Source organism: Microbacterium sp. C23T (assembly GCF_053345975.1).
Genome location: NZ_JBKFBD010000016.1, coordinates 24,946 through 50,711 on the forward strand (window position 1 = coordinate 24,946; position 25,766 = coordinate 50,711).

Here is a 25,766-nt window from a genome sequence, read left to right on the forward strand (position 1 = left end):
CGGGGGATCCGGCCGAGACCGAGGACGTCGTCCCCGATCTCGGCCGAGATCCCCTGTCTCGACGTCGTCGCGCCGGCTCAGGCGTCGGCGACGCCGAGCACGTCCAGCAGCCACGCCAGCTCGAACGCGCGCTCGCGCCACGCGTTGTAGCGGCCCGAGACGCCGCCGTGACCGGCGACCATCTCGCACTTGAGCAGGGCGTCGGCGCCGACCTCGCGGAGGCGCGCGACCCACTTCGCCGGCTCGACGTACAGGACCCGGGTGTCGTTGAGCGACGTGACGGCGAGGATGCGCGGGTACGCAGCATCCGTCCGCACGTTCTCGTACGGCGAGTACGACTTCATGTAGGCGTAGACGTCGGCGTTGTGCAGCGGGTCGCCCCACTCGTCCCACTCGATCACCGTCAGCGGCAGCGACGGGTCGAGGATCGTGGTCAGCGCGTCGACGAACGGGACGTCGGCGAGCACACCCGCGAAGAGCTCGGGCGCGATGTTCGCGACCGCGCCCATCAGCAGGCCGCCGGCCGATCCGCCCTCGGCGACGAGCTGCGAGGCCGTCGTGTACCCGTTGTCGATCAGGTGCAGCGCGCTGTCGACGAAGTCCGTGAACGTGTTGCGCTTGTTGAGGAGCTTGCCGTCCTCGTACCACTGGCGGCCCATCTCGCCGCCGCCTCGCACGTGGGCGACGGCGAAGACGACGCCTCGGTCGAGCTCCGACAGGCGCGGCACCGAGAAGCCGGGCTCGATCGAGTGCTCGTACGAGCCGTAGCCGTAGAGGTGGACGGGGCGCGGTGCCACGCCGGCGTCGCCGAACGAGCGCTTGTAGACGAGCGAGATCGGGATCTGCGTGCCGTCCTGGGCGGTCGCCCACACGCGGGCCTGGGCGTAGTCGTCGGGCTCGTAGCCGCCGAGCACCGGCTGGCGCTTGCGCAGGTACAGCTCGCGCGTGGCGACGTCGAGGTCGTACACGGTGCCGGGGGTGACGAACGAGCCGTAGCCGAGGCGCAGCAGGGGAGGAGCCCACTCGGGGTTGCCGCCGGTGCCCACCGAGTACAGCGGCTCGTCGAACGTGATCTCGTCGACGCCGCCCGTCGCGTAGTCGAGCATGCCGAGACGCGCGAGCCCGCCGCGGCGGTAGCCCACGACGCCCCAGTCGCGGAAGGTCGACACGCCCAGCAGGCGCTCGCCGGGACGGTGCGGGATGACCACCGAGCGGTCGCCGGACGGATCGGATGCTGCCACCCGCACGAGCTCGAAGTCCAGGGCTCCGTCGTTGTGGAGGATGAACAGCACGTCCTCGCCGTCGACGACCGCGTGCTCGGAGTCGTATTCGACGCCCTCGGTCCGCGGCCACACCACGCGGGGCTCGCCACGGAGGTCGTCGGCATCCAGCAGCCATTCCTCGCTCGTGATCGAAGAGCCGAGGCCGATCACGAGGAAGCGGTCGCTGCGCGTGAACCCGGCGCCCACCCAGTACTTCTCGTCGGGCTCGTGGAAGAGCTTCGCGTCGTCGGCGACGGCCGTGCCGAGCTCGTGCAGCCAGACGGTGTCGGGGCGCCACGCGTCGTCGACGGTCGTGTAGACGATGAAGCGCCCGTCGGGGGAGAAGGTGGCGCCCGCGAAGGTGTCGGGGATCTCGTCGGGGAGCTGCTCGCCCGTCACGAGGTTGCGCACGCGCACCGTGTAGCGCTCGTCGCCCGCGACGTCGACGCCGTAGAGCATGAGCGTGCCGTCGTTGGAGACCTCGAAGCTTCCGAGCGAGAAGAACTCGTGGCCCTCGGCCTCGACGTTGCCGTCGAGGAGGATCTGCTCACCCGCGACCTCGACGTCGGGGGAGAGCTCAGGGGGCGTCCAGTCGTCGGCGGACGCGAGCGGGGCACGGCACTGGATGCCGTACTGCTTGCCCTCGAGCGTGCGGCCGTAGTACCACCAGTCGCCGCGGCGGGTCGGCACCGAGAGGTCGGTCTCGAGCGTGCGGCCCTTGATCTCGCCGAAGATGCGCTCGCGCAGGCCTTCGAGGTGCGCGGTGCGCTGCTGCGTGTACGCGTTCTCGGCCTCGAGGTGTGCGATGACGGCCGCGTCCTCCTTCTCGCGGAACCACTCGTAGCGGTCTTCGACGTCGTCGCCGTGATGGGATCGGACGATGGGACGGATGCCGGCGACAGGGGCGGACGGGGCGGGTGCGGAGTCGCTGAGAGTCACCGTTCCACGCTAGTCGTCTCCGAGTTGACCGTCAGGGTCGCCGATGTAGGATTCTTCCTGGCCGGTTGCCGGTTCCTGAACTCTTGGTGAACTGTTCGTTCGTCGCGCCGATCTCGTCGGCACACTTCTCTCCACTCCTCCTCCCCGAAAGCGAACGGTGGAAACCGCAACCCTCATCATCGTTCTGGTGATCGCGCTGGCGCTGTTCTTCGACTTCACGAACGGCTTCCACGACACCGCGAATGCGATGGCGACGCCCATCGCCACCGGCGCCCTCAAGCCCAAGACCGCCGTCCTTCTCGCCGCCCTCCTCAACCTGGTCGGCGCGTTCCTGTCGACGGAGGTCGCGCAGACGATCTCGGGCGGCATCATCAACGAGGATCAGATCTCGCACGACATCTTCCCCGAGATCATCCTCGCCGGCCTCATCGGCGCCATCACGTGGAACATGCTGACCTGGCTCCTCGGGCTTCCCTCGTCGTCGTCCCATGCCCTGTTCGGCGGGCTCATCGGCGCCACGATCGTCGGCGTCGGTGTCTCGGCGGTCAACTTCGGTGTGGTGATGTCGAAGGTGATCCTGCCGGCGTTCATCGCGCCGGTCACGGCAGGCGTGATCGCATTCACCGCGACGAAGCTCGCGTACGCGCTCACGCGGCGCTACGACAGCAAGCCCGACGGGCGGGACGGCTTCCGCGTCGGTCAGATCTTCACGTCGTCGCTGGTGGCGCTCGCCCACGGCACGAACGACGCGCAGAAGACCATGGGCATCATCACGCTCCTGCTCATCACGTCCGGCCTGCAGTCCGCGTCGAACCCCGAGCCCCAGACCTGGGTGATCTTCGCGTGCGCGATCACGATCGCACTCGGGACGTACATGGGCGGCTGGCGGATCATCCGCACCCTCGGCAAGGGCCTCACCGAGGTCAAGCCGGCGCAGGGCTTCTCCGCCGAGGCGTCGACGGCGTCCACGATCCTCGCCTCGAGCGCCCTCGGCTTCGCGCTGTCGACCACGCAGGTCGCGTCGGGATCGGTCATCGGCTCGGGCCTGGGCCGTCGCGGCTCGCAGGTGCGGTGGCGCACCGCGGGCCGGATCATGGTCGGCTGGATCCTCACGCTTCCCGCGGCCGGTGCGGTCGGCGCGGTGGCGGCGCTCATCGTCGTGTGGCTGCCCGTGTGGGGCGTCATCATCGACGCGGTCCTGGCCGTCATCATCATCCTGGCGCTCTTCATGCGTTCGCGCCGCGACGAGGTCACCGCGGCGAACGCGATGAGCGAGGTCGCAGACTCCGGCCGCGCCGTCAAGGTCAAGCGCAACCCGCCGCCCACGCGCCGTCAGCGCGCGATCGCGCGCGACGAGGCGCGACGCGTGGCGGCGGCGGAAGCTGCCGCGAAGAAGGCCGCCAAGGCCGCCGGGCGATCTGAGAACCGGCCGAAGGACGGAGGCCCGCGATGATCATCAACTGGCTCGCCTTCGTACAGGTGTTCGTCGCTGCGTTCATCTCGGCCGTCGTGGTCGTCTCGTTCTACGCGCTCGGCCTGCGACTGCTCGTCCGCGCCGGCCGCGCTCCCGTGGTGGCCCCCGCGGAGTTCACCGACGCCATCACCGTCATCTCCGAGAAGGAGGCGCGGCGCGCCGAGAAGGCCGCAGCCAAGGCCGCCAAGCGCAGCCCGCTGACCGACGGCCAGAAGCGGTTCGCCCTCGTGGGCGCCTACGCGTGCTTCGCGGTCTGCGCCGCGGCCGTGCTCGGCGGACTGCTGCTCATCGTCTTCAACCACTGAGCGACGAGACCGCGCCGGGACCTGAAGCTGTCGGCACGACGGCCTAGGCTGAGGCCCATGGCCACCGCCGCACCCGTCCAGTTCGGTCAGTACCCGCCTGCGCGGCGCACGCTGCTGCACGTGAGCGACACGCACCTGCTCGCGGGCAACGCGCCGCTCGGCGGCCGTTTCGACACCGCGGCGAACCTCGCCCGGACGCTCGAGGCGGCCGAGGCCACCGGCATCCGTCCCGAGGCGATCGTGTTCACGGGCGACCTCACGGATCTCGGCGAGCCCGAGGCGTACACCGCGCTGCGCGCCGCGGTGGAGCCGGTGGCGGAGCGACTCGGTGCGCCCGTGGTGTGGGTCGCCGGAAACCACGACGAGCGCCCGGCGCTGCGACGTGACCTGCTCGGGCTGGAGCCGACGGAAGAGCCCGTGACCGGCGTATGGGATCTCGGCGGGCTGCGGCTCATCGGTCTCGACTCGACGGTGCCCGGCTGGCATCACGGCGATCTCGACCACGGGCAGCTCGAGTGGCTGCGCCACGAGCTCGCGACGCCGGCGCCGCTCGGCACGATCCTCGCGCTCCATCACCCGCCGCTGCCGTCGCACGTGCCGCTGTTCGACATCCTCGAGCTCCGGGAGCAGGGGCGGCTCGCGGACGTGATCGCCGGCACCGATGTGCGCGCGATCCTCGCGGGCCACCTGCATTACTCGACGAGCGGCACGTTCGCAGGCGTCCCGGTGAGCGTCGCCGCAGCCACCTGCTACACCATGAACCTCGCGCGCCCGGCGGCGGACGTCAACGGCATGGACGCCGGCCAGTCGTTCCACCTCGTGCACGTCTACGACGACACCATCACCCACGCCGTCGTGCCCGTCGTCGACGCGCCGACCGGCGATGTCTTCTCCGCCGAATGGGTCGAGCGGATGTCGCGACTCACGCCCGAGGAGCGGCTCGAGGCGTTCTCACGCAAGCGTCGCTGACGCCGCACTCCTCACCGAGTGCTGACCGCCGTCATGTACGTGGAGGCGCAGCCGGGTGTACGCCGTGTACAGCCCAATGGGCGGGCCCCGCGGGTAGGCTCGAAGCATCCCGCACACCGCTGTGAACGACCCACGAGGACTGCAACACATGGCTCTGGACGCAATGACGCGAACCCGCATCGAGACCGACTCCCTGGGATCCCTGGAGATCCCCGCCGACGCGTATTGGGGCATCCACACCGCCCGCGCGCTCGAGAACTTCCCGATCTCGAAGAGGCCGATCTCGGTCTACCCCGACCTGGTGCGGGCGCTCGCGATGGTGAAGCAGGCGTCGGCCCGCGCGAACCGCGAGATCGGGGTGCTCGACCCCGCCAAGGCGGATCTCATCGACCGTGCCGCGCAGCTCGTCATCGATGGTGACTTCCACGACCAGTTCGTCGTGGGCGTCATCCAGGGCGGCGCCGGCACGTCGACCAACATGAACGCGAACGAGGTCATCACCAACATCGCGCTCGAGCTCGCCGGACGCGAGAAGGGCGACTACGCGTTCCTGTCGCCGATCGACGACACCAACCGCAGCCAGTCGACAAACGACGTCTATCCGACCGCCATCAAGGTCGGCCTCGGTCTCGACCTGAAGACGCTGCTCGAGGAGCTCGACCTGCTGCGCCGCGCGTTCCTCGCGAAGGCGGTCGAGTTCCACGACGTGCTCAAGGTCGGCCGCACGCAGCTGCAGGACGCCGTGCCGATGACGCTCGGGCAGGAGTTCCACGGGTTCGCGACGACCCTCGGCTACGACCACCAGCGCCTCACCGAGAACGCCTACCTCCTGTACGAGGTCAACATGGGCGCGACCGCGATCGGCACCGGCATCACGACCCACCCGGCGTACGCGCCGGCCGTGCTCCGCCACCTGCGCGAGATCTCGGGCCTCGACCTCGACACCGCATCCGACCTGGTCGAGGCGACGAGCGACACCGGGTCGTTCATGTCGTTCTCGGCGTCGCTCAAGCGCAACGCGATCAAGCTGTCGAAGATCTGCAACGACCTGCGTCTGCTGTCGTCCGGCCCGCAGGCCGGGTTTGGCGAGATCAACCTGCCCGCGCGGCAGGCGGGGTCGAGCATCATGCCCGGCAAGGTGAACCCCGTCATCCCCGAGGTCGTCAATCAGGTCGCGTTCTCGGTCGCGGGCGCCGACCTCACCGTCACGATGGCGGTCGAGGGCGGGCAGCTGCAGCTCAACGCGTTCGAGCCGGTGATCGCGCACTCGATCTTCCAGTCGATCACGTGGCTGCGTCAGGCGATGTTCACGCTGCGCGTCAACTGCGTCGACGGCATCACCGCGAACCGCGAGCGGCTCGGGGCCATGGTGGGGTCATCGGTCGGCGTCATCACGGCGCTCACGCCGTTCATCGGCTACGCGGCCGCCGCAGCGCTGGCGAAGACCGCTCTGCTCACGGGCCGCGGCGTCGCCGACCTCGTGGTGGAGGCAGGCCTCATGTCACGAGACGAGGTCGCCAAGCAGCTCTCGCCCGCCCGCCTGTCGGGACTCGAGACCATCACCGCAGCGATCCCGATCGTGACGGTTCCCGAGGACGTCGTCGAGGAGGCAGCGGCAGACACGCGCTGAGCCGGTTGCCGCGGACGGCTCCCGATCGATAACGTCAGGGAGACTCGAACGAAAGGCGAGAAATGACCGATCCGCAGAACCCGGCCGCACCCGAGCCGCCGCAGCAGCCCGCGTCGCAGCCCACTGCGCCTCAGCCGCCCGCCGACGCGCCGGTTCCGCCCGCGGCGGAGCCCACCGCTCCCGCGCCCGACTACGCCGCCCCGTCGGAGCCCGCCGCTCCGGCGCCGGACTACTCCGCCCCGTCGGCGCCCGCCGCCCAGCCCGAGTACGCGGCGGCTCCGCCGGCGTACCCCGCGGGCGCGCCCGCTTACAACGCCGCGCCGCCGGCGTACAGCGCGGCGCCGCCCGCCGCGTACGGCGCTCCGGCCGACGCGCCCGTCCCGGGCAAGACGCTCGGCATCGTCGCGTTCATCCTGTCGTTCTTCGTCCAGCTGGTCGCGCTGATCCTCGGCATCGTCGCGCTCGTGCAGAGCCGCAAAGCCGGGGTCAAGAACGGCTTCGCCCTCGCGGCGATCATCATCTCGGCAGTGCTGATCGTCGTCGGCATCATCGTGACGATCATCATCCTGACCGTGGTGTTCGGTGGTCTCGCAGCAGCCTGCGCCGAACTCGGCCCGGGTGTGTGGGAACTCCAGGGTGGCGGCACCATCACCTGCAACTGACGCAGGCATCGACATCGGAAGGCGGGTCCGCGACGCGGGCCCGCCTTCCGCGTCGTGAGGCGCGGCCTCAGCCGAGGATGCGGCAGTGCGTCGTGAGCGCGCCGATGCCGTCGATGCCGACGGTGACCGTCGAGCGGTCGCGCAGGAACACCTGCGGGTCCCGCGAGTACCCGGCGCCGCCCGGGCTGCCCGTCGAGATGAGCGTCCCGGGCAGCAGCGTCGCCGACTTCGACAGGTGCGAGATGAGCGTAGCGACCGGGCGCACCATCTGGCCGGTGGTCGCATCCTGCAGGGTGGTGCCGTCGAGGACGGTCCAGATGTGGAGGTCCTGCGGATCGGGCACCTCGTCGACGGTGACCACGAACGGGCCCGTCGGCGTGAAGCCGTCGAACGACTTGCAACGCGACCACTGCGCCTCGGAGTACTGGATGTCGCGCGCGGTGATGTCGTTGACCACCGTGTAGCCCCAGACATGGTCGAGCGCGTCCTCGGGGGAGACGTCCTTCGCGGGAGTGCCGATGATGACGCCCAGCTCGGCCTCGTAGTCGACGGACTCGCTGAGCGACCGCGGCCAGATCGTGGTGTGGTCGTGCCCGGCGAGCGAGTTCGGCCAGAGCACGAACACCGTCGGCGTCGAGTCGGTCTTCAGCCCGAGCTCGCTGGAGTGCGCGGCGTAGTTGAGGCCGATCGCGAGGATCACCGGGGGTGCGAGGACCGCGGACGCGAAGCCCATTCCCTCGATCGGATGCCGCGTGCCGCGGTCCGCGGCATCCCGCACGCGTGCGAGCAGCTCGTCGCCACCGGCGATGAGCTCTTCGAGCACGCGGGGCGCTCCGTCGAACAGCTCCTCGACGATTGCCACCTCGTCGCCATCGACGAGTGCGAGCCTCGGCTCGCCCGACTCCGGTGGCACGACATGGGCGAAGCGCATGCCCCCAACCTAGCCGCCGGGGTGCGCGCGCGGGCGGTCCACAGCCCGTATGACGGGTGAGCGTTCTGCACCCATAGGCTGTGCGCATGACGCTCGACCCCGGTGCCTCCCGCCCCCGGCCCTCGCTCACGCCGCCGGAGTTCGCCTCCGCGCTCGCGCAGCCCCGCGTCGCGTCCCCCGCGGCGATCACGCCCCCGTCGTCCTCGCCCGCACCCGTGCAGATCCCGACCGCGGCCGCGTCGCGTCGCGGACGGAGCGCCTCGGTCTGGATCATCGGCATCCTCGTGCTCGTGCTGATCGTGCTGGTGGCGTACTTCCTCACCGCGCTCGGCCCGGCGGCGTCGCTCATCGGGATGGTGCTGGCTGTGGTGCCGCTCGTCGGCGTTCTCTTCGCGGTGCGCATCGTCGACCGCTGGGAACCCGAGCCCCGCGGACTGCTCATCCTCGCGATCGCGTGGGGTGCGATCGCCGCCGTCGGCATCGCGCTCGGCGTCGACCTGCTGCTGTCGATGGTGTTCGGCCCCGCAACGGGCGCGCGCGAGGTGCTGCAGACCGTCGTCCAGGCACCGGTCGTCGAGGAGTTCGCGAAGGGGCTCGGCGTCTTCCTCATCTTCGCGACCGCCCGGCGCGCGTTCGACGGCCCGATCGACGGCATCGTCTACGGTGCGCTGGTCGGTGCGGGCTTCGCGTTCACCGAGAACATCCAGTACTTCGCGGTGAGCTTCATCGAGGGCGGCGCGACCGAGACCACTACGACGTTCTTCCTGCGCGGCATCCTGTCGCCGTTCGCGCACGTCATGTTCACCAGCGTCACGGGCTTCGCGCTCGGTCTCGCCGCGCGCCGCGGGCTCTCGACCGGTCAGGCGATCGGCCCTGGCTTGCTGGGGCTCGCGGGCGCGATCGCGCTGCACGCGTTCTGGAACGGGTCCGCCATGTTCGGGGACTTCTTCTTCCTCTACCTGACGCTGCAGGTGCCGCTCTTCATCGGGTTCATCCTCGGTGTCGTCGCGCTGAGGCGAGAGGAGTCGCGGCTCACGCGACGCCGGCTCGGCGAGTACGCGTCCGCCGGCTGGTTCACCCCGCAGGAGGTCGACATGCTCGCGACGTCAGCGGGGCGCAAGGCAGCCCTCGCGTGGGCGCGGACGCTGCGAGGAGACCGCACGGCGCTCATGAAGACCTTCATCACGGACGCCACGGCCCTCGCCGCGACGCGCCAGCGGGCGATCACCGGGCGCGATCCGCAGGCCTCGGCTGAGGAACGCGATCTGCTCGCGAAGACCGCGGCGACCCGCGCCGCGATGTTCGCGCCGTAACCCCGCGAAGCGCCAGGGGAACCCCAGGATCAAAGACTCAGCGCTCGGTGCCGCGGCGATGCCTGCGTGTCAACCGAGCGCTGAGTTGGTCTGCCCCCAGCATGCCGGGAGGCCTGCGCGGGTGTCAAGAGAACCCCGGCGGTTCCCCTGACGGCGAACTCGCTCGGCGCCGGCGGGCTTCCAATGGTTGGATGGACGCATGACTGACGACCGCACCAAGCCCGAGATCGACGCACCCGCCGGCCCGGCGCCGGCCGACCTCGTCGTCCGCGACATCGTCGTGGGCGAGGGCGCCGAGGCGAAGCCCGGCGACACCGTGACCGTCCACTACGTGGGCGTCGAGTACGAGACCGGCGAAGAGTTCGACTCGTCGTGGAACCGCGGCGAGAGCATCCAGTTCCCGCTCCGGGGCCTCATCCAGGGCTGGCAGGACGGCATCCCGGGCATGAAGGAGGGCGGTCGCCGCGAGCTCGTCATCCCGCCGCACCTCGCTTACGGTCCGGCCGGCGGCCACTTCCTCGGCGGCAAGACGCTCATCTTCGTCATCGACCTCATCAAGGTCGGCTGAGCCCGACATCGATCGCTCCGAAGGGACGGATGCCGCGGCATCCGTCCCTTCGTCGTCCCCAGGAGTTCTCACGTAATTTGCATTCACGGGAATAGAACTTCTGCAAGGCTGTGTTGGACCCCGTAGGCCCGTCCCCTCGGGCGCCCCACACGGACCTGAACACGAAGGACGACCATGACCGACTCCACCACGATCGACGTTCCCGGCTACAAGGCGGGCACCTGGGTGCTCGACCCCGCGCACAGCGAGGTCACCTTCAGCGTGCGCCACATGATGATCTCGAAGGTGCGCGGCACCTTCGGCATGAAGAGCGCGACCCTCGTCGCCCCCGAGAACCCGCTCGACGCCAAGGTGGAGGCATCCGTCGACGTCACCTCCGTCGACACCAAGGACGAGGGCCGCGACAACCACCTGCGCTCCGCCGACTTCTTCGACGTCGAGAACCACCCCACGATGGAGTTCGTCTCGACCGGTGCCCACGTGAAGGACGGCGAGTTCTTCGTGGACGGCGACCTCACCATCCGCGGCATCACCAAGCCCGTGTCGTTCGAGTTCGAGTTCGGCGGCTTCGGCACCGACCCGTGGGGCAACTACAAGGCGGGCGCGACGGCCAAGACGGTCGTGAACCGCGAGGACTTCGGCCTGACCTGGAACGCCGCCCTCGAAACCGGCGGCGTGCTGGTCGGCAAGGACGTCACCATCACGCTCGACCTGCAGGGCGCGCTCCAGCAGGACTGAGCCCGCGATACCGCGATGAAGAGCGGATGCCTCGATATCGAGGCATCCGCTCTTCTCGTCCGCAGACGGGCGCTCAGCCCGACACCGACACCGTCTCGCGGACGCTGCCGGCGCCCTCGACGAGGTCGGCGTGGACGCGGGCCACACCGCGGCGGGCGACCTTGTTCCGCCGGATCGTGCCGTCGATCGACGTGAAGTGGTCGGTCGAGTCGCCGTCGGTGAGATAGACGGGCTGCACGATGGTCCAGTCGAGCTCGGAGCCGCGCAGGACGCCCTCCTGGATCTCGGAGTCGATGATCTGCGGGCGGATGAGCAGCGCGAAGAGGATGCGGTCTGTCAGGCGCAGGAGCGCCCGTGTGTCGCCGACCCCGTAGGACGACTGCACCACGAGCCGGTGCACGCCGGCGCGTCGCGCCGCCGCCACGATCTCGGCCGTGCCCTTCGAGCGGACGTCGTCGCGCGTGCCCTGAGCCCCTCGGAGCCGGACGCGCAGCGTCGGCTCCGAGATGCCGAGCGTGACGACGATCGCGTCGTGGCCCGGGATCACGGCATCGAGGACGGATGCCCGGGTGGCGTCGCCGTCGACGCGCTCCAGTCCGGCTCGGGCGGGGAGCGCGGAGGCGTGGCGGGCGAGGGCGGTCACCCGGTGGCCGCGCTCGAGGAGGGCGTCGCAGACGGCGCGGCCGGAGCCGCCGGTGGCGCCGATGACGAGGATGTTCATGAGGGTCTCCCTTCGGTGGTGTTCCCACTCTCGCCGTCGGCGCTCGGATGATCTATCGTCAGCAGTACGCATTTCTTGATCGATCGTCCGGAGGCGAGATGAGCGTCGCGATGCCGTGGGACAGCGAGGACGCCCTGACGGCGGCCCTCTATCGGGTGCGCATGCGCGGGGCGTTCTATTCGTGGACCGAGGCGTCGACGGAGTGCGCCGTCGAGATGCCGCAGTTCCCCGGCACCCTCAGCTTCCACATCGTCGCGCACGGCACGGCGTACCTCGAGGTCGATGGTGCCGACGCGGTGCGGCTGGAGGCCGGCGAGCTCGCCCTCGTGCCGCGGGGGATCGGCCACCGCGTCGCGACGTCTCCCGGGGCGGAGGTCGTCGGCCGCGCCGACCTGCTGCCCCAGGCGATGCTCGGCGACGCGTTCTCGGTGCTGCGCATCGGACCGGAGGTCGCGGAGCCGCCGCTCGCGCTCCTGTGCGGCGTCGTCGCGTTCGACTCGCCCGCCGTCGACGACATGCTCGCCGTGCTCCCGCCGATCGTCACCGTCGACTCCGCCCGTCATCCCGTGATGGCGGCGCTGCTGCCGCTGCTCCCACGGGAGCTGCGCGAACCGAAGCCGGGCGGGGACGCCGTGGCAACGCGTCTGGCCGACGTCCTCGTCGTCGAGACCGTCCGCGCCTGGCTGGCCGATGAGCGCGCGGACTCGAACGGGTGGCTCGCGGCCCTGCGCGATCCGCAGCTGGGTGCGGTTCTCGCCGCGGTGCACCGCGATCCGGGGCACCCGTGGACCCTCGAGGTGCTCGCCCGCCGCGCGACGATGTCGCGGTCGGTGTTCGCGGCGCGGTTCGCGTCGGTCGTGGGGATGCCGCCCATGGCCTATGTGTCGGCGGCGCGGATGCGCGGTGCGCGCGCGATGCTCGCCGAAGGCAGCAGTGTCGCCGCGGTGGCCGCCGCGAACGGTTACGGCTCGGAGGCGGCCTTCAGCCGTGCGTTCGCACGGGTGACGGGGGAGACGCCGGGGAAGGTGCGCCGCAGCGCGGCCTGATGCCCGCGGTGCGGGGCCGGGGGTCAGGTGCGCGGGCGCCTGCGCAGTCGATCCTGCGCGAGCAGGATGCCGAGGAACACGACGAGCGCGCCGATCGGCTCGTTCCAGGTGATCGTCTCGCCGAGGATCAGGATGCCGAGGATCACACCGACGACCGGGGTGATGTAGGTGACGGTCGAGGCGCGCGTGGGTCCCCAGGCGCGCACGGTGTTCTGGTTCCACACGTACGCGATGCCGGTGCCGAGGCACCCGAGCAGCAGCAGGCTCACCACGATCGGGAGGTCCAGGCGCACGGGCGTCAGCACGAGGAACGGCGTCAGCAGCGCCATGACGACGCCGGCCATCGCGATGTAGCCGAATGTGAAGGCGAGCGCCGACATCCCGGTGTTCGAGACGAAGCGCCGCATGTAGGCGAAGCTGAAGCCGTAGCTCGCGGTCGCACCGAGGATGGCGAGCTCGGCGACGAGGCTTCCGTCCAGGGCGATGCCCTGCCACGGGGCGATGATCACCACGACCCCGAGGATGCCGACGCCGATCCCGAGGACCTGCAGGGCCTTGAGCCGCTCGACGCGGAAGACCAGCCACGCCATGATCGCGGTCATGATCGGCGTGGTCGCGTTGAAGATGCTGGCGACGCCTGAGCTGACGTGCTGCTGCGCCCACGAGAACAGCAGGAACGGGATGACGCAGAACGTGAGCCCGAGCACGGTCAGGTGCGCCCACACCTTGAGGCTGCGGGTCAGGTGCTCGCGCCGCAGGAGGACGAGTGCGCCGAGGGTCAGCGCGCCGAGGAGGATGCGGGTCCACGCGACCTGCGCGGGGGAGATGCCGGTGAGCGACACCTTCATGAAGAGGAAGCTCGCGCCCCACACGATCCCGGCGAGCACGAACTGCACCGTGATCCAGCGCGGGGAAGGCAGTCGCTCCGCACGCAGCGCCGGCGGAGCCGTTCTTGTCGAGGTCACGGTGGCCACCGTACGCCCGCCCGCCGACGCCCGGGCCCGGGAGGGGATGCGACGTCCGAAATCCGCCGGTGTGCGGCCGTCAGGCTACGGCGCGGCTCAGGGAACGGGATTCTCGGCGTCGTACGCGCGGAAGCGCGGTGCGAGCCGCACCAGCGTCGTGACCAGGCCGATGATGATGAAGCCGCCCAGCAGCGGCGGGAACCACAGCGCGGTGAGCGTCGCCAGCGTGCCCGCGTACAGGGCGCCGAGGCGCGGGCCGCCCGTCACCACGACGATGAAGATCCCCTGCAGGCGGCCGCGGATCGTGTCGGGCACAGCGGACTGCACCATCGTGTTGCGGAAGATCGAGCTGATGTTGTCGGCGGCTCCCGAGACCGCGAGCACGAGGCACGCGAGTGCGATGAGCACCAGGTTCGGGGTGTCGGCGTCGACGCCGTCCGGCGCGAACCACCCGAGCGCCGCGGCGCCCAGGACGAGCCCCAGCGCGGCGATCGAGCCGCCGTACGCGAGGATCGCGCGCTCGATCCCGACGCCCTGACGCCGGATGCCGCCCACGCGGCCCGAGAACAGGCTGGACGCAAAGGCTCCTGCCGCCACCGAGGCGGTCAGCACGCCCGTCGTGATCGGGCCGCCGCCGAGCAGCACCGCGCCGATCGCGGGGAAGAGCGAGAGCGGCTGGCCGAAGGTCATCGCGATGATGTCGAGGATGAACTGGAGCCGGATGTTCGACGCGCGCTTCAGGAACCGCCAGCCATCGCGGAGCGACTCGAGTCCCGGCCGCACGATCTCGCCCTCGGGGCGGAGATTCGGAAGAGTCCACAGCCCAAGGAAGAGCGAGGTCATGAGAACGACGTCGAGCGTGTAGGTCCACGCGTAGCCGGTCAGCGCGACCAGCACGCCCGCGAGGGCGGGCCCCGCCATCACCATGATCCCGACCGTGATGCCGCCTAACGCCGACGCCGCCGGAAGCAGCTCGCGCGGAAGCAGGCGCGGAACGATCGCCTGGCGCGAGGCGAAGACGATCGAGTTCGCCGACGAGTTGACGATGCTGAGCGCGTAGAGCCACCACACGGTCTCGAGTTGCGCCCAGGTCAGCACGGCGAGCAGCGCGGTCGAGGCGAACGTGACGGTCGCGGCGATCAGGGCAACCGCCCGGCGGTCGAAGGCGTCGGCGAGCATGCCGCCGTAGATGCCCGCGAAGATCATCGGTACGAGGCCGGCGACCGCGATCATCGACACCGCGAAGGTGGACCCGGTGAGGTCGTACATCTGCAGCATGATCGCGACGATCGTCAGCTGGCCGCCGAGTCCGGCGAGCGTCGAGCCGATCCACATGCGCGCGAACGGGGCACTGGCGCGGAAGGGCCGCAGGTCGATGAAGTGGCTGCGATGCTCCCCGGCGCTCACTCGTCGGCCTCGGTGTCCTGCACGGATTCGAGCGTACCCGGGCAATGCGCGGCCGGTTCGCCGGGGCATCCGTTCGCTGGTAGACTCTTCAGGTTGCCGTTGGATCGGCCGCGGAGAAAGAGAGCTCGCACATCGGGTGACGAGCACCGCGCAACAAGCAGAGAGGGGATCACCTATGGCACTGGAAGCAGACGTCAAGAAGGCGATCATCGAAGAGTACGCGACGCACCCCGGTGACACCGGATCCCCCGAGGTGCAGGTCGCGATGCTGACGCAGCGCATCAAGGACCTCACCGAGCACCTCAAGGAGCACAAGCACGACCACCACTCGCGTCGTGGGCTGTTCCTGCTCGTCGGTCAGCGCCGCCGTCTCCTGGGCTACCTCCAGGACATCGACATCAACCGTTACCGCTCGCTCATCGAGCGCCTCGGTCTCCGTCGATAAGGCATCGACCAGCGTTCAATCGCGCAAAACATTCTTGGAAGGCCTCCCCACGGTGTGGGGAGGCCTTCACCCATTAAGGGCGACCGGATGCCTCGGCCCGGGCCGCGACCAGATCCGCGTGGTGGATCTCGGCGACGTCGGGGTGCGCGCGCAGGCGCGACTTCAGCGCGTTCTCGCCGTAGAGCGCGTGGATCGGATTCGACGGATCCTGCGTGACCCCGCGCGCCTGTGCCGCGAGCTCGGCCGGAAGCTCGATGAGCGGCAGCCGCTTGTCGAGCGCCGGGTTGAAGAAGAACGGCACCGAGATGCGGTCGTCGGGGTAGCGGGGAGAGATCACGCGGTGCTTCGTCGCGATGAGGTAGCCCTGTGTCGCATACTCGAGGAGTTCGCCGATGTTGACGACGAACGCGCCGGGCACCGGGGGAGCGTCGACCCATTCTCCGTCCCTCTCGACCTGGAGGCCGCCCTTGCCTGGTTCGACCCACAGAAGAGTCAGCACGCCGGAATCCTTGTGGGCGCCCACGCCCTGCTGCGGCGTCGGGTCCTCCTTGCCGGGGTACCGCACGATCTTGATGAGCGTCGAGGGTTCGCCGAAGTGCTCGTCGAAGTAGTTCTCCGCGGCGCCGAGCGACAGCGCCCACGCGCGCAGCAGCTTGCGCGCGACGCCCGACAGGTGGTCGTGCCACTCCGAGACGACCTCGCGCAGCTCGGGCTGGGCAGCGGGCCAGAGGTTGGGGCCGATGAGGCGCGCGAAGTCGGGTGCCTCCGCGTCGGCGATCGCCTCGCGCTCGGGTCCGATGTCGATCTGCTCGCGCCAGTCGACCTTGCCCTGCGTGCGCTCGCCGCCGACGCGGGTGTACCCGCGGAAGTGCGGGCTGTTGACGTTCTCGATGGCGAGCTTGTCGGCCTCCGGGAGGGCGAAGAAGTCGCGCGCGGCCCGGTGCAGGCGTGCCTCCAGCTCGGGGGAGACCCCCGTGCCGGTGAGGTAGAAGAAGCCGACGTCGTGGGTCGCGGCGCGCAGGTCGTCGCGGAACCGCGCGGCCGCCTCCGGGCCCGCGTCGAGCCGGGAGAGGTCGAGGATCGGCAGGTTGAGGTCGGTCATGGTGCGAGAGTAGGCGGCTGCGCAGCATCCGTCCCGTTTGTTGCCTTCGGTTTCGCTCCGCAGGGCGTCGCTGCGCGCCGGGCTCTCACCCGTTGCGCCCGCGACCGTCGTCCGGTGTGCTGGACGCATGACGCGTCCCCCACGCAACGTGCTCGTGACCGGCTGTTCCACGGGCATCGGCCGCCAGGCGGCATCCGCCCTCGCCCTGCGCGGCTGGCGCGTGTACGCGACGGCTCGTCGTCTCGACGCCATCGCGGATCTCGAGAGGCACGGATGCCGCCTCCTCGAGCTCGACGTGACCGATGAGGCTTCGCGGGCCGCCGCCGTCGAAGCGGTCATGGCGGCCGAGGGAGCGGTCGGCGTGCTGGTGAACAACGCCGGCATCAGCGAGCTCGGCGCGACCGCGGCCATGCCGGTGGCGCGCGTGGAGCGGATGTTCGCGACCAATGTCTTCGGCATGCTGAGCCTGACGCAGCTCGTGGTCCCGGGCATGCGCACCCGCGGCGCCGGGCGGATCGTGAACATCGGCTCGATGAACGGCCGCTGGACGATGCCGGGCATGGGCTCGTACGCCGCCACCAAGCACGCGCTCGAGGCGTTCAGCGACGCCCTTCGCTACGAGCTCCGGCCCTTCGGCATCGAGGTCTCGCTCATCGCGCCCGGCATGGTGACGACCGGGTTCGGGCACGCGGCGGCGCGGCGCAGCGACGCCGCCGCAGATGATGCGCAGTGGGCGGACTTCACGGCCCGCGTGTCGGAGCTGACGCTCACGTGGGACGCGGGGCCGCGCGCCCGGCTCGCCTGCTCGGCGCGCGACGTCGCCGAGCGCGTGGTGCGCGCAGCCGAGTCTCCGCGGCCGCGGGTCCGCTACCGGGTCGCGCCGTCGGCGACGATGATGCTGTCGCTGCGCCGGGTGCTTCCGGAGCGGGCGTTCGAGCGCGTGCTGCGCACGCAGTTCCCGTCCCCGCGGCCCTGACGCCGGCCGATGGCCGGGCCGGCGAGCGACCTGGCCATCGGCGATCGTCAGGAGGTGGGGCGGTTCATGTCGGGGATGGTGATCGGAGTGGTGGTCCCCGATGCGCCGCGATTCAGGAAGGCCATCGCGATCCCGCGGAGCAGCTGGTCGAACAGGTAGAAGTTCGCCGGCATGATCGGGAGGAGTCCCTCTCGGAACGCGATATAGCTCGGCCAGCCGACCCGGATGGTGGCGGCCGACACGTAGTCGCGCTTGAGGCCCAGCCAGTCGCCGATCTCGTTGCCGAGCTGGTACCGGACGAACTCGTTGAGGAAGCCGCGCGTCACGCCGAGGTCGACCTGCGCGGTGAGCCCGAGAAGCGTCTCGGCGAGCTCCTGGCCCTCGGGCGTCCACGCGAGCTTGGGCGTCAGGATCTGCGCAGCCTGGGCGTGTGCGGCATCCCAGGTCGCGGGGATGTACTCGTCCCGAACGCCGAGGAAGTGCAGCGCCACCTGCCACGAGTGCAGGAAGGCGTCTTGGTCGGCCGTCGACATCGGCACCCGCCACTCCTTGAGCTTCTTGTGGGCGAAGGTGCCGGTGCTGTGGAAGGTGACGAGGATGTCGTGGTTGCTGATCGGGATCTGCTCGTCGTGCCCGCTCTGCTGCCAGTGCGGCGACTGCGGCAGGAGGTGGCGGACGGCGGAGTGCACCATGCGCGTCTTGTTCGACGTCACCATGAACTCGCCCGTCCTCTCGAACGCGTTGATGTCGCTCAGGTCGTAGCCGAAGCTGAACGTCTTCGCCGCGCGGTCCTGCATGTCGGCGCCGCCCTTCGAGTGGTACACCGACCGCGCCTCGCGCGGGATGACGGTGCTCATGATGCCGCCGCCGATCCCGTAGATCATGAAGAGGTAGGTGTCCTTGCGGCGGTTGAAGTCCGCCGCGCGGCGCAGCTTGGTCCGGTCGGCCCAGGACGGCAGCTGGGTCGAGCCCTGCAGGAAGCCCGCCAGCTCCGGCGGGAGGCCGGTGGGCACCGGCTGCCAGTTGTTGACCCACGGCAGGATCGCGTCGTTGACCGCGGCCGTCTCACCGCCGGAGATGACGGAGGCCATGATGCGGTCGAGGTCGTCGTCCCACACCCACTGCGGATCGACGCCGGAGCCGGTGCCGAGCACCGACCCGGCGGGCGACCACGACCAGGCCGCTTTGGGGATGGCGACGCCGGCGAGACCGAGCGCGGCCCCCAGCGTCAGGACGGAACGTCTGGTCATTTCGGGCATGGGGATACCTGCTTCCCGACGGGGGACGGATCACGCCCGGCGACATCCTCGACGCCGGTTCCCGCGTGTCGATCCATCCAGGACGAATGTGATTCGCCGTTAACATATGTGGTGCGCGCGCCGCACAACCCCCTGATGTCCAGGGGTTTCAGAACAGGGTCAGCCGTTCTGGCGCGGATCGGGCCGGGGCGCCCGCGGTTCCTCCCGCGGCCGGCGCGATCCGGTGGGATCGTTGCGCCGTCCCTCGCGGCGGGCGAGGGTGGGATCCGCGAACAGCCAGGCCGGACGCGGCTCGACCAGCGGGCGGAAGATGCGGCGCACGGGTTTCGTCGCGAGCCCGAGGGCGATCAGCACGGATCCGATGATCACGAGCGGCAGCCACAGCCACGTCGGCTCGGCGTTGCGCAGCAGGCCGTTCTCGCGGAACGGGTAGAGCACGAACGAGTGCAGCAGGTAGACGTACATCGTGTACTGGCCGAAGTGCGTCCACCAGTGCGTGTCCCGCGGCACGAGCGCGAAGAACGCGGTCGACAGCACCACCGCGACGAGCATCAGCGCGAGGCGCACGCCGCCCGCCCACCATTGCGTGCCGCCGATCGACGCGTAGTTCTCGTCGTAGAACAGCCACTCGCGCAGGTTCATCGCGCGCCAGTCGTCGACGAAGAACCATGCGGCCCATCCGGCGACCGCGAAGAGTGCGAGTCCGCCCGCGAGCACCCACCACGGCCGGCGGTCGAGGAGTCGAAGCCGAGCGACGACATCGTGCTCGCGCAGCCACCAGCCGAGCGTGAAGAACGGCAGCAGTCCGAGCGTGCGCGACAGCGAGAACGTCGAGCCGATGTTCGGCAGGTAGCCGGCGCCGATCGAGATCACGACGGTCCACAGCAACGGCCAGCGCAGCAGCGCCAGATACGGGAGCACGAGCCGGAAGATGCCGAGCGCCAGCAGGAACCACAGCGTCCAGGAGGGCTGGGTGATGTTGGGGTTCGCCTGACCCTCGACGATCCACTTGGTGAGGGTCCACAGACCCTCGAACACGATGTACGGCACCAGGATGTCGGTGATCACGCGTGCCATCTGCGTCTTGGTCGGGGCATCCGACTTCGAGAAGTAGCCCGAGATGATCGCGAACGCCGGCATGTGGAATGCGTAGATCACGAGGTACAGGCCCAGCGCGATGTCGGAGTCGTAGGTCAGCCGCTGCACGGCGTGGCCGAGCACCACGAACACGATGCACGCGAAGCGCGCGTTGTCCCAGAACGGCGTGCGCCGCCGCGGACGGGCGATGGATCCCGTCGGGGTGGGGGTCGTCGCCGTGGGCGGAACGCTGCTGCCGGTCATCGTCACCTCTCGCCGGGGCGCAGACCAGACTAGTCGCGTGCGCCGCGCGGCACTCTCGCTTGACACCGAGTCCCACGCTGGCTGAATCTGAGTACGAGCGTGCCGACGGCGGTCGCCGGGAGGGATTCACCGATGACCGATGCTGCGACCCAGGCCGGTGCGACAGGCTCGGTGGGCGCCCGCCCGGTGGTGACCGTGAGCACCGGCGCGATCCGAGGCACCCGGGAGGGCGCGCTCGACCGCTTCCTCGGCATCCCGTACGCCGCCCCGCCGGTGGGTGAGCGCCGCTTCCGGGCGCCCGAGCCCGCCGCGGCGTGGGTGGGGGAGCGGGATGCCTCGGCCTTCGGCCCGACCGCGCCCCAGCGGCCGTACAGCCCGGCGATCGCGAAGTACCTCGGCTCCGTCGAGATCCCCGGCGACGACATCCTCACCGTGAACGTGTGGACGCCTGCGGACCGCGCCCCGGACGCCGCTCTGCCCGTGCTGGTGTTCGTGCACGGCGGCGCGCTCACGCGGGGCGCGACGGCGCTGCCCACCTATGACGGCGAGCGATTCGCGCGGCACGGCATCGTGTACGTGTCGATCCAGTACCGGCTCGGCCAGGAGGGCTTCGCGGTGCTCGACGACGTGCCGCAGAACCTCGGCGTGCTCGACCAGGAGCTCGCCCTGCGCTGGGTGCGCCGCGAGATCGCCGCCTTCGGCGGAGACCCCGCCCGCGTCACGGTCATGGGGCATTCGGCCGGTGCCAACACGCTCACGGCTCTGCTCGCCCTCCCGCACGCGAAGGAGCTGTTCGACCGCGCGATCCTGCAGTCGGGCCCGCTCGAGGCGCGGCCGCCCAAGAAGGCGGGTCGCATGACCCGCGAGATCGCCCGGCGCCTCAAGGTCGCCACCACCCGTGCGGGGTTCTCCGGCGTCCCTGCGGACGAGCTCGTCTCGCAGCAGACCGCGCTCGCCGCGGGCGGTTCTCCGCTCGGCGGCGGGCCGACGGTCGCGCTGGTGATCGGGGGTGAGGCCGTGCCGCGCAGCCCGCTCGATGCGCTGCTCGCGGGCGCGGGTCGAGGCATCCCGGTGCTGATCGGCTCCACCAGCGAGGAGTACCGGCTCTGGCTCGTCCCATCCGGGGCGGTCGACAAGGCGAGCTGGCTCACGGTGACCGTCGCGCGGCTGGCCGCGCGCGTGCCGGCGCGGATCGTGCGGGCTCACCGCGCGCGCCGCCCCGGCGCGAAGCCGGGGGAGGTGCTGGGCGAGGTGATCGGCGACATGCTGCTGCGCGGACCCATCACGCGGTTCGCCGACAGCCGCGTCGGGTCGACGGAGTCGCCGACGTGGGTCTACGAGTTCCGGTGGCGGAGCCCCGTCGACGGGCTCGGCGCCGCGCACGTCATGGAGCTCGGCTTCGTGTACGACCGGCTCACCGAGCCCGACGCGGTCGGCATCGGGGGTCCGGACGGTCCCCAGACCCTCGCTGACGCGATGCACCGGGCGTGGGTGTCGTTCGTGGTCGACGGCGATCCGGGCTGGGAGGCATGGTCGGCGCGGCGCCCGGTGCAGGCGTTCGACGCCGACGGCGGGCACATCGACTACGCGCCGCGCCAGAACGAGCTCGACGGTCTTCCCGAGGGGTAGTCTCGCAGGCGCGATGACGACGATCGACGACGCGCTGCAGCGCGACCAGGCCATTCCCGACCTCGATTGGCATGTGTTCCCGGGCGGCACCGAGCGCGACGTGTTCCGCGCCCCGAGCGGCGGTCTCGCGCGGGTGCGCCTGGGCGACCGCGATGCGCCGAGGGTCGTGCTCGTCCCCGGTGTGGCGGGATCGAAGGAGGACTTCGTCCTGCTGTTCCCGCTGCTCGCCGCCGCCGGGTACCGCGTCGAGTCGTACGACATCGCCGGCCACTACGAGTCGGCGGGGGCCGGCCCGCAGCACCTCCACCCGCCGCGCGATCAGTACGACTATGCCCTCTTCGTCGACGATCTCATCGCGATCCTCGAGGACGGCGGCCCCGCCCACGTGCTCGGCTACAGCTTCGCGGGCCTGGTCACCGAGCTCGCGCTCGTCGAGCGTCCCGACCTGTTCCGGAGCCTCACGCTCATGGCTGCGCCGCCCGCGACCGGCCAGGTCTTCCGTGGCGTGAAGCACATCGGGCCGATCTCCGACATGTCGCCGCACCGCGCCGCAGGGCTCATCCTGTGGGGCATCCGATACAACCTCAACCGCACGCCTCCCGGCCGCATCGCCTTCGTGCGCGAGCGGCTCGGCGTCACCGGCCGCGCCTGCATCGACGACGTCGTCGGACTCATGATGTCGACGCCCGACTTCGCCGACGCCGTCGCGGCCACGGGCATCCCGAAGCTCATCGCCGTCGGCGACCAGGACCTCTGGCCACAGGCGCAGCACGATGCCTACGCCGCGCGCATCGGCGCCCGCGTCGCGACGTACCCCACGGGGCACGCGCCGTGCGAGACCGCCCCGCACCAGCTCGCGCGCGACATGCTGCAGCTCTTCGCCGACGCGCAGTGAGAGGGGTGGATGCCGCGGCCCGCGGCATCCACCCCTCGTCTCACTTGATCGAGCCCCGCGTGACGCCCGAGATCACCCAGCGCTGGCTGAAGATGTAGACGATGAGCAGCGGCGCCATCGCCATCAGGTAGGACGCGAACGCCACCGTGTAGTCGGTGTTGAACTGCCCCTGGAAGACGTACTGCGCGAGCGACAGCGTCCGCGCCGAGGGCTCGGTGAGCACGACGAGCGGCATGATGAAGTCGTTCCACGCCCACACGCACGTGAGGATGCCGACCGTCGCGTTCATCGGCATCAGCAGCGGGAAGATCACCTGCCAGAACACCCTCCACGTCGAGGCGCCGTCGACGCGCGCGGCCTCTTCGAGCTCGATCGGAATCGAGCGGATGTAGGCCGTGTAGATGAAGATGTTCAGCGACAGCCCGTAGATCGTGTACAGGATGATCATGCCGGCCTGGTTGTCGAGTCCCAGGATGGACGTCTGCTTGACGAGCGGCAGCATGATGATCGGGAACGGGATGAACAGCGCCGCCAGCAGGTAGAAGAACACGCCCTTGAAGAACGGGCGGTGGATGTTGCGGGCCAGCGCGTACGCCACGATCGAGCTCGTCAGCAGGGTGAACGCCACCGAGCCGACCGTGATGATCGCCGTGTTCAGCAGCGCCTGCGGAAAACTCGTCCGCACCCAGGCATCGGCGAAGTTCTCCCACCGGATCGGGTTCGGCAGTTCGAACCCGGTGCCCTCGGTCAGCTGATCCGGCGTCTTGAGAGCGACGACGACCGCCAGGTACAGCGGGATCAGCACGGTGAGCGAGCACACCGCGATGAGCGCCGTCGCCCACCAGTTGGTCTTGCGCGTGTCGTCGTCAGGCTCCCCGCGACGCTTGCGGCGATCGTTCGCCGTGACGGCGTCGACCTCCTGCTCGAGCTGGGACGCGGTGTTGGTCATGGTGGTCATCAGAAGTCGGCCTCTCTGCGCTGAAGGACCCGGAACTGCAAGAGCGAGACGACGGTGATCACGATGAAGAAGATCACCGCGTTGGCCGTCTGGTAGGCGAACTCGCCGCCCGAGAAGCCGCCCCGGAAGATGAGCAGCGTCACCGATTCGGTCGACGTGCCCGGGCCGCCGTTGGTGAGGGCGACGATCGGGTCGAAGACCTGGAGGAACCCCTTGAGGCTCAGCACCACGTTGATGGTGAAGAAGGCGCCGATGAGGGGGAAGGTGATCGACCGGAACTGCCGCCACGGGCTGGCGCCGTCGAGGGACGACGCCTCGTAGAGCTCCGACGGGATCGTCTGCAGCCCCGACAGGTAGATGATGATCGCGAAGGCGCACGCCTGCCAGACGGCGAGCGCGACGATCGCGGTCCACGCCCACGTCTCGTTGGTGAGGATGTTGTCGCGGAACAGCGGGATGCCCGAGAGGATCTTCGGCAGCGAGTTCGAGAAGAAGAACTGGAACACGTAGCCGATCACGAGGATCGCGAGGATATAGGGCACGAAGTATACGCCGCGCCAGAAGTTGCGCGCCTTGATCTTCGCGTTCAGTCCGAGGGCGATCGCCAGCGAGAACACGTTCGTCAGGATCGTGGCGACGATGGCGAACAGGAACGAGAAGCCATAGGCCTGCAGGACGCGGTCGTCTTTGAACAGGTTGAGGTAGTTCGACAGACCCACGAAGTTCCAGGCGCCGTAGCCGGCGTAGTTCGTGAAGCTGAAGAAGATGCCCACCACGACTGGCAGGGTGTGGAACGCGGCGAACGCGATGACCGCGGGCCACACCATCCAGTAGTAGGCGGGGAGGGCACGCGAGGAGTCGCTGCGCGTGCGGGACGCACGCTTGCGCGCGGTGCCGACCGGAGTGGACCGAACGGCTTGGGTGAGGGTGGTGGCCATGTCATTCTCCCGTCACGGGGATCGTGCGGGCGGCCACTTTGGCCCACTCGCTGTCGAGGGTCTGGAGCGCCTTCTGGGCGTCCCCGTCGAACAGGAACTGCTGGTCGGTGGGGATGAGGGGAAGGGCCGGCGGGATCTGGTGGTCGATGAAGCCGGTGATCCGCTGATCCTCGAAGTACGGCCGCACCGACTGCAGCGCGGGATCGTCGCTGAGCTCGGCGCCTTCGACCGAGGGCACCATGTTCTGCGAGGCGGCGAACTTCTCGATCACCTCCGGCTGGAACACGTAGTCGATGAAGCGCATCGCCGCGTCGTGCTTGGGGCTGTCCTTTCCGAGCGTGAAGACGACGTCGACGCCCGAGACGAGGAGGCTCTCACCCGGCTCGTCGGTGGGGTAGGGGAAGATCCCCATCCGGATGTCGGGGTTCACCTGCTTGATCGGGTTGGTGGCCCAGATGCCCTGCAGCAGCATCGCCGACTCGCCGCGTGCGAACGCCGCGTTGCCGTCGTCGTAGGTCTTGCCGCGGTAGCCGTCCTGCATGTACGAGTACAGCTGGTACTGGCGATCCATCGCCTCGGCGAAGTCCTTCTCGAACGACACCTCGGAGTCGGGGCCGACGTTCTCGCCCTCTTCGCGCATCTTGTCGAAGAAGCCGTCCTGCGCCGGGTAGGCTCCCAGCGCGTTCCACGAGGGAATGCCCGTCCACGAGTCGGCGAGCGTGCCGTAGAACGGCTGGATGCCGGCATCCTGCAGTGCGTCGCACACGGCGATGAACTCGTCCCAGGTCTGCGGGACCTCCAGCCCCTGCTCCTCGAAGATGTCCTGGTTGTAGATCACACCGTTGGCGTTGTTGACGTAGCCCAGCCCGTTCACCTCGTCGCCGTAGGTGCCGAGGTCGGCGAGGATGTCCTGCACGGCCGGGCTGATCGTGTCGAGCACCGGCTCGTTCGAGAAGTCGTAGAACACGCCGGCCTGGGCGAGCCGGCCGAAGTTGCCGTTCGCGTTGAGGGTGATGACATCGGGGATGCGATCCTTCACCAGCAGCGTGCGGATCGCCGTATCGGCATCCGCGACCTGGTTCTGGACCACCTTGATGTCGGGATTCTCGGCCTCGAAGCCCGCGATGATCTCGTTGAAGTCCTCAAGCGCCTCACCCTTGAACTGGAAGAAGTTCAGGGTCGTCACGCCGTCGGCGGGATTCTGGGCGCAGCCGCCGACGGCGACGGCGGTTGCGGCGACGACCGCGACCGCGAGGGGCCGGATCCATCGTCGGTGAATGGTTCTCATCGTGC

The 25,766-nt window shown here is 69.8% G+C and carries 24 protein-coding genes; 13 read left to right on the top strand and 11 right to left on the bottom strand.

Annotated elements, in window-relative coordinates:
• Positions 1–77: 77 nt before the first annotated feature.
• Positions 78–2,201 carry a S9 family peptidase gene (locus ACLBXX_RS10620; RefSeq protein WP_447658001.1) on the bottom strand — a complete coding sequence of 708 codons (2,124 nt, stop codon included), beginning with the start codon at positions 2,199–2,201 and terminating at the stop codon, positions 78–80.
• 157 nt (positions 2,202–2,358) lie between these two features.
• Here ACLBXX_RS10620 and ACLBXX_RS10625 point away from each other — a divergent pair, with 157 nt between their 5' ends.
• The 5 genes from ACLBXX_RS10625 (at position 2,359) to ACLBXX_RS10645 (ending at position 7,241) form a co-directional block, all read left to right on the top strand.
• On the top strand, positions 2,359–3,654 hold the full coding sequence (locus ACLBXX_RS10625; RefSeq protein ID WP_387146673.1) for an inorganic phosphate transporter: 1,296 nt from the start codon (positions 2,359–2,361) through the stop codon (positions 3,652–3,654).
• A complete protein-coding gene (locus tag ACLBXX_RS10630) occupies positions 3,651–3,980 on the top strand; it encodes a peptidase (RefSeq protein WP_310289762.1) in 330 nt (109 codons plus the stop codon). Before ACLBXX_RS10625 ends, ACLBXX_RS10630 begins: the two co-directional genes overlap by 4 nt.
• A gap of 57 nt (positions 3,981–4,037) precedes the next feature.
• Positions 4,038–4,949: a phosphodiesterase gene (locus ACLBXX_RS10635; protein WP_447658002.1), complete on the top strand. Its 912-nt coding sequence runs from the start codon at positions 4,038–4,040 to the stop codon at positions 4,947–4,949.
• Positions 4,950–5,097: 148 nt separating this feature from the next.
• The gene (locus ACLBXX_RS10640) at positions 5,098–6,579 is read left to right on the top strand and encodes an aspartate ammonia-lyase (protein WP_447658003.1); all 1,482 of its coding nucleotides are present in this window, start codon (positions 5,098–5,100) and stop codon (positions 6,577–6,579) included.
• A 62-nt stretch (positions 6,580–6,641) separates the two neighbouring features.
• Positions 6,642–7,241, top strand: coding sequence for a hypothetical protein (locus ACLBXX_RS10645; protein ID WP_447658004.1), 600 nt, complete (start codon positions 6,642–6,644; stop codon positions 7,239–7,241).
• A 67-nt stretch (positions 7,242–7,308) separates the two neighbouring features.
• Here ACLBXX_RS10645 and ACLBXX_RS10650 read toward each other — a convergent pair whose 3' ends face one another.
• Positions 7,309–8,172, bottom strand: coding sequence for a fumarylacetoacetate hydrolase family protein (locus ACLBXX_RS10650; RefSeq protein ID WP_387146685.1), 864 nt, complete (start codon positions 8,170–8,172; stop codon positions 7,309–7,311).
• Positions 8,173–8,258: 86 nt separating this feature from the next.
• Between ACLBXX_RS10650 and ACLBXX_RS10655 the strand changes: the two genes are divergently transcribed.
• From ACLBXX_RS10655 to ACLBXX_RS10665, 3 genes are all read left to right on the top strand, one after another.
• The gene (locus ACLBXX_RS10655; protein ID WP_447658005.1) at positions 8,259–9,485 is read left to right on the top strand and encodes a PrsW family intramembrane metalloprotease; all 1,227 of its coding nucleotides are present in this window, start codon (positions 8,259–8,261) and stop codon (positions 9,483–9,485) included.
• A 199-nt stretch (positions 9,486–9,684) separates the two neighbouring features.
• A complete protein-coding gene (locus tag ACLBXX_RS10660; protein WP_056370156.1) occupies positions 9,685–10,053 on the top strand; it encodes an FKBP-type peptidyl-prolyl cis-trans isomerase in 369 nt (122 codons plus the stop codon).
• Positions 10,054–10,227: 174 nt separating this feature from the next.
• Positions 10,228–10,791, top strand: a complete 564-nt coding sequence (locus tag ACLBXX_RS10665) for a YceI family protein (RefSeq protein WP_387146693.1) — start codon at positions 10,228–10,230, stop codon at positions 10,789–10,791.
• 73 nt (positions 10,792–10,864) lie between these two features.
• Here the strand turns inward: ACLBXX_RS10665 and ACLBXX_RS10670 are convergent, their stop codons facing one another.
• Entirely contained in the window at positions 10,865–11,512 is a 648-nt protein-coding gene (locus tag ACLBXX_RS10670; protein ID WP_447658006.1) for an NAD(P)-dependent oxidoreductase, read from the bottom strand.
• 98 nt (positions 11,513–11,610) lie between these two features.
• On the opposite strand from ACLBXX_RS10670, the gene ACLBXX_RS10675 reads away from it, so the two are divergent.
• Positions 11,611–12,558, top strand: a complete 948-nt coding sequence (locus tag ACLBXX_RS10675) for an AraC family transcriptional regulator (protein WP_447658007.1) — start codon at positions 11,611–11,613, stop codon at positions 12,556–12,558.
• 23 nt (positions 12,559–12,581) lie between these two features.
• Here the strand turns inward: ACLBXX_RS10675 and ACLBXX_RS10680 are convergent, their stop codons facing one another.
• Positions 12,582–13,523: a DMT family transporter gene (locus ACLBXX_RS10680; RefSeq protein WP_447658008.1), complete on the bottom strand. Its 942-nt coding sequence runs from the start codon at positions 13,521–13,523 to the stop codon at positions 12,582–12,584.
• A gap of 96 nt (positions 13,524–13,619) precedes the next feature.
• A complete protein-coding gene (locus ACLBXX_RS10685; RefSeq protein ID WP_447658009.1) occupies positions 13,620–14,930 on the bottom strand; it encodes an MFS transporter in 1,311 nt (436 codons plus the stop codon).
• A 175-nt stretch (positions 14,931–15,105) separates the two neighbouring features.
• Here ACLBXX_RS10685 and rpsO point away from each other — a divergent pair, with 175 nt between their 5' ends.
• A complete protein-coding gene (gene rpsO, locus ACLBXX_RS10690) occupies positions 15,106–15,375 on the top strand; it encodes a 30S ribosomal protein S15 (RefSeq protein WP_005048780.1) in 270 nt (89 codons plus the stop codon).
• A gap of 73 nt (positions 15,376–15,448) precedes the next feature.
• On the opposite strand, the gene ACLBXX_RS10695 is transcribed toward rpsO, so the two are convergent.
• Positions 15,449–16,477: an isopenicillin N synthase family dioxygenase gene (locus ACLBXX_RS10695; protein WP_447658010.1), complete on the bottom strand. Its 1,029-nt coding sequence runs from the start codon at positions 16,475–16,477 to the stop codon at positions 15,449–15,451.
• A 127-nt stretch (positions 16,478–16,604) separates the two neighbouring features.
• Here ACLBXX_RS10695 and ACLBXX_RS10700 point away from each other — a divergent pair, with 127 nt between their 5' ends.
• Complete coding sequence (locus tag ACLBXX_RS10700; protein ID WP_447658011.1) at positions 16,605–17,453, top strand: SDR family oxidoreductase; 849 nt, start codon at positions 16,605–16,607, stop codon at positions 17,451–17,453.
• Positions 17,454–17,500: 47 nt separating this feature from the next.
• Here ACLBXX_RS10700 and ACLBXX_RS10705 read toward each other — a convergent pair whose 3' ends face one another.
• Both ACLBXX_RS10705 and ACLBXX_RS10710 read right to left on the bottom strand, forming a co-directional pair.
• A complete protein-coding gene (locus ACLBXX_RS10705) occupies positions 17,501–18,703 on the bottom strand; it encodes an oxygenase MpaB family protein (protein WP_447658012.1) in 1,203 nt (400 codons plus the stop codon).
• A 168-nt stretch (positions 18,704–18,871) separates the two neighbouring features.
• On the bottom strand, positions 18,872–20,053 hold the full coding sequence (locus ACLBXX_RS10710; RefSeq protein ID WP_447658013.1) for an acyltransferase family protein: 1,182 nt from the start codon (positions 20,051–20,053) through the stop codon (positions 18,872–18,874).
• A gap of 132 nt (positions 20,054–20,185) precedes the next feature.
• Between ACLBXX_RS10710 and ACLBXX_RS10715 the strand changes: the two genes are divergently transcribed.
• Together ACLBXX_RS10715 and ACLBXX_RS10720 are read left to right on the top strand one after the other, a co-directional pair.
• Positions 20,186–21,682, top strand: coding sequence for a carboxylesterase/lipase family protein (locus tag ACLBXX_RS10715; RefSeq protein ID WP_447658014.1), 1,497 nt, complete (start codon positions 20,186–20,188; stop codon positions 21,680–21,682).
• A 13-nt stretch (positions 21,683–21,695) separates the two neighbouring features.
• The gene (locus ACLBXX_RS10720) at positions 21,696–22,577 is read left to right on the top strand and encodes an alpha/beta fold hydrolase (protein WP_447658015.1); all 882 of its coding nucleotides are present in this window, start codon (positions 21,696–21,698) and stop codon (positions 22,575–22,577) included.
• A 40-nt stretch (positions 22,578–22,617) separates the two neighbouring features.
• On the opposite strand, the gene ACLBXX_RS10725 is transcribed toward ACLBXX_RS10720, so the two are convergent.
• Genes ACLBXX_RS10725 through ACLBXX_RS10735 form a run of 3 tightly spaced genes read right to left on the bottom strand, consistent with a single transcriptional unit; the run spans position 22,618 to position 25,761 of the window.
• Positions 22,618–23,535: a carbohydrate ABC transporter permease gene (locus ACLBXX_RS10725; RefSeq protein WP_447658016.1), complete on the bottom strand. Its 918-nt coding sequence runs from the start codon at positions 23,533–23,535 to the stop codon at positions 22,618–22,620.
• Positions 23,535–24,473: a carbohydrate ABC transporter permease gene (locus tag ACLBXX_RS10730; protein WP_082497075.1), complete on the bottom strand. Its 939-nt coding sequence runs from the start codon at positions 24,471–24,473 to the stop codon at positions 23,535–23,537. Before ACLBXX_RS10730 ends, ACLBXX_RS10725 begins: the two co-directional genes overlap by 1 nt.
• A gap of 1 nt (position 24,474) precedes the next feature.
• Positions 24,475–25,761, bottom strand: coding sequence for an ABC transporter substrate-binding protein (locus ACLBXX_RS10735; RefSeq protein ID WP_447658017.1), 1,287 nt, complete (start codon positions 25,759–25,761; stop codon positions 24,475–24,477).
• Positions 25,762–25,766: the final 5 nt, after the last annotated feature.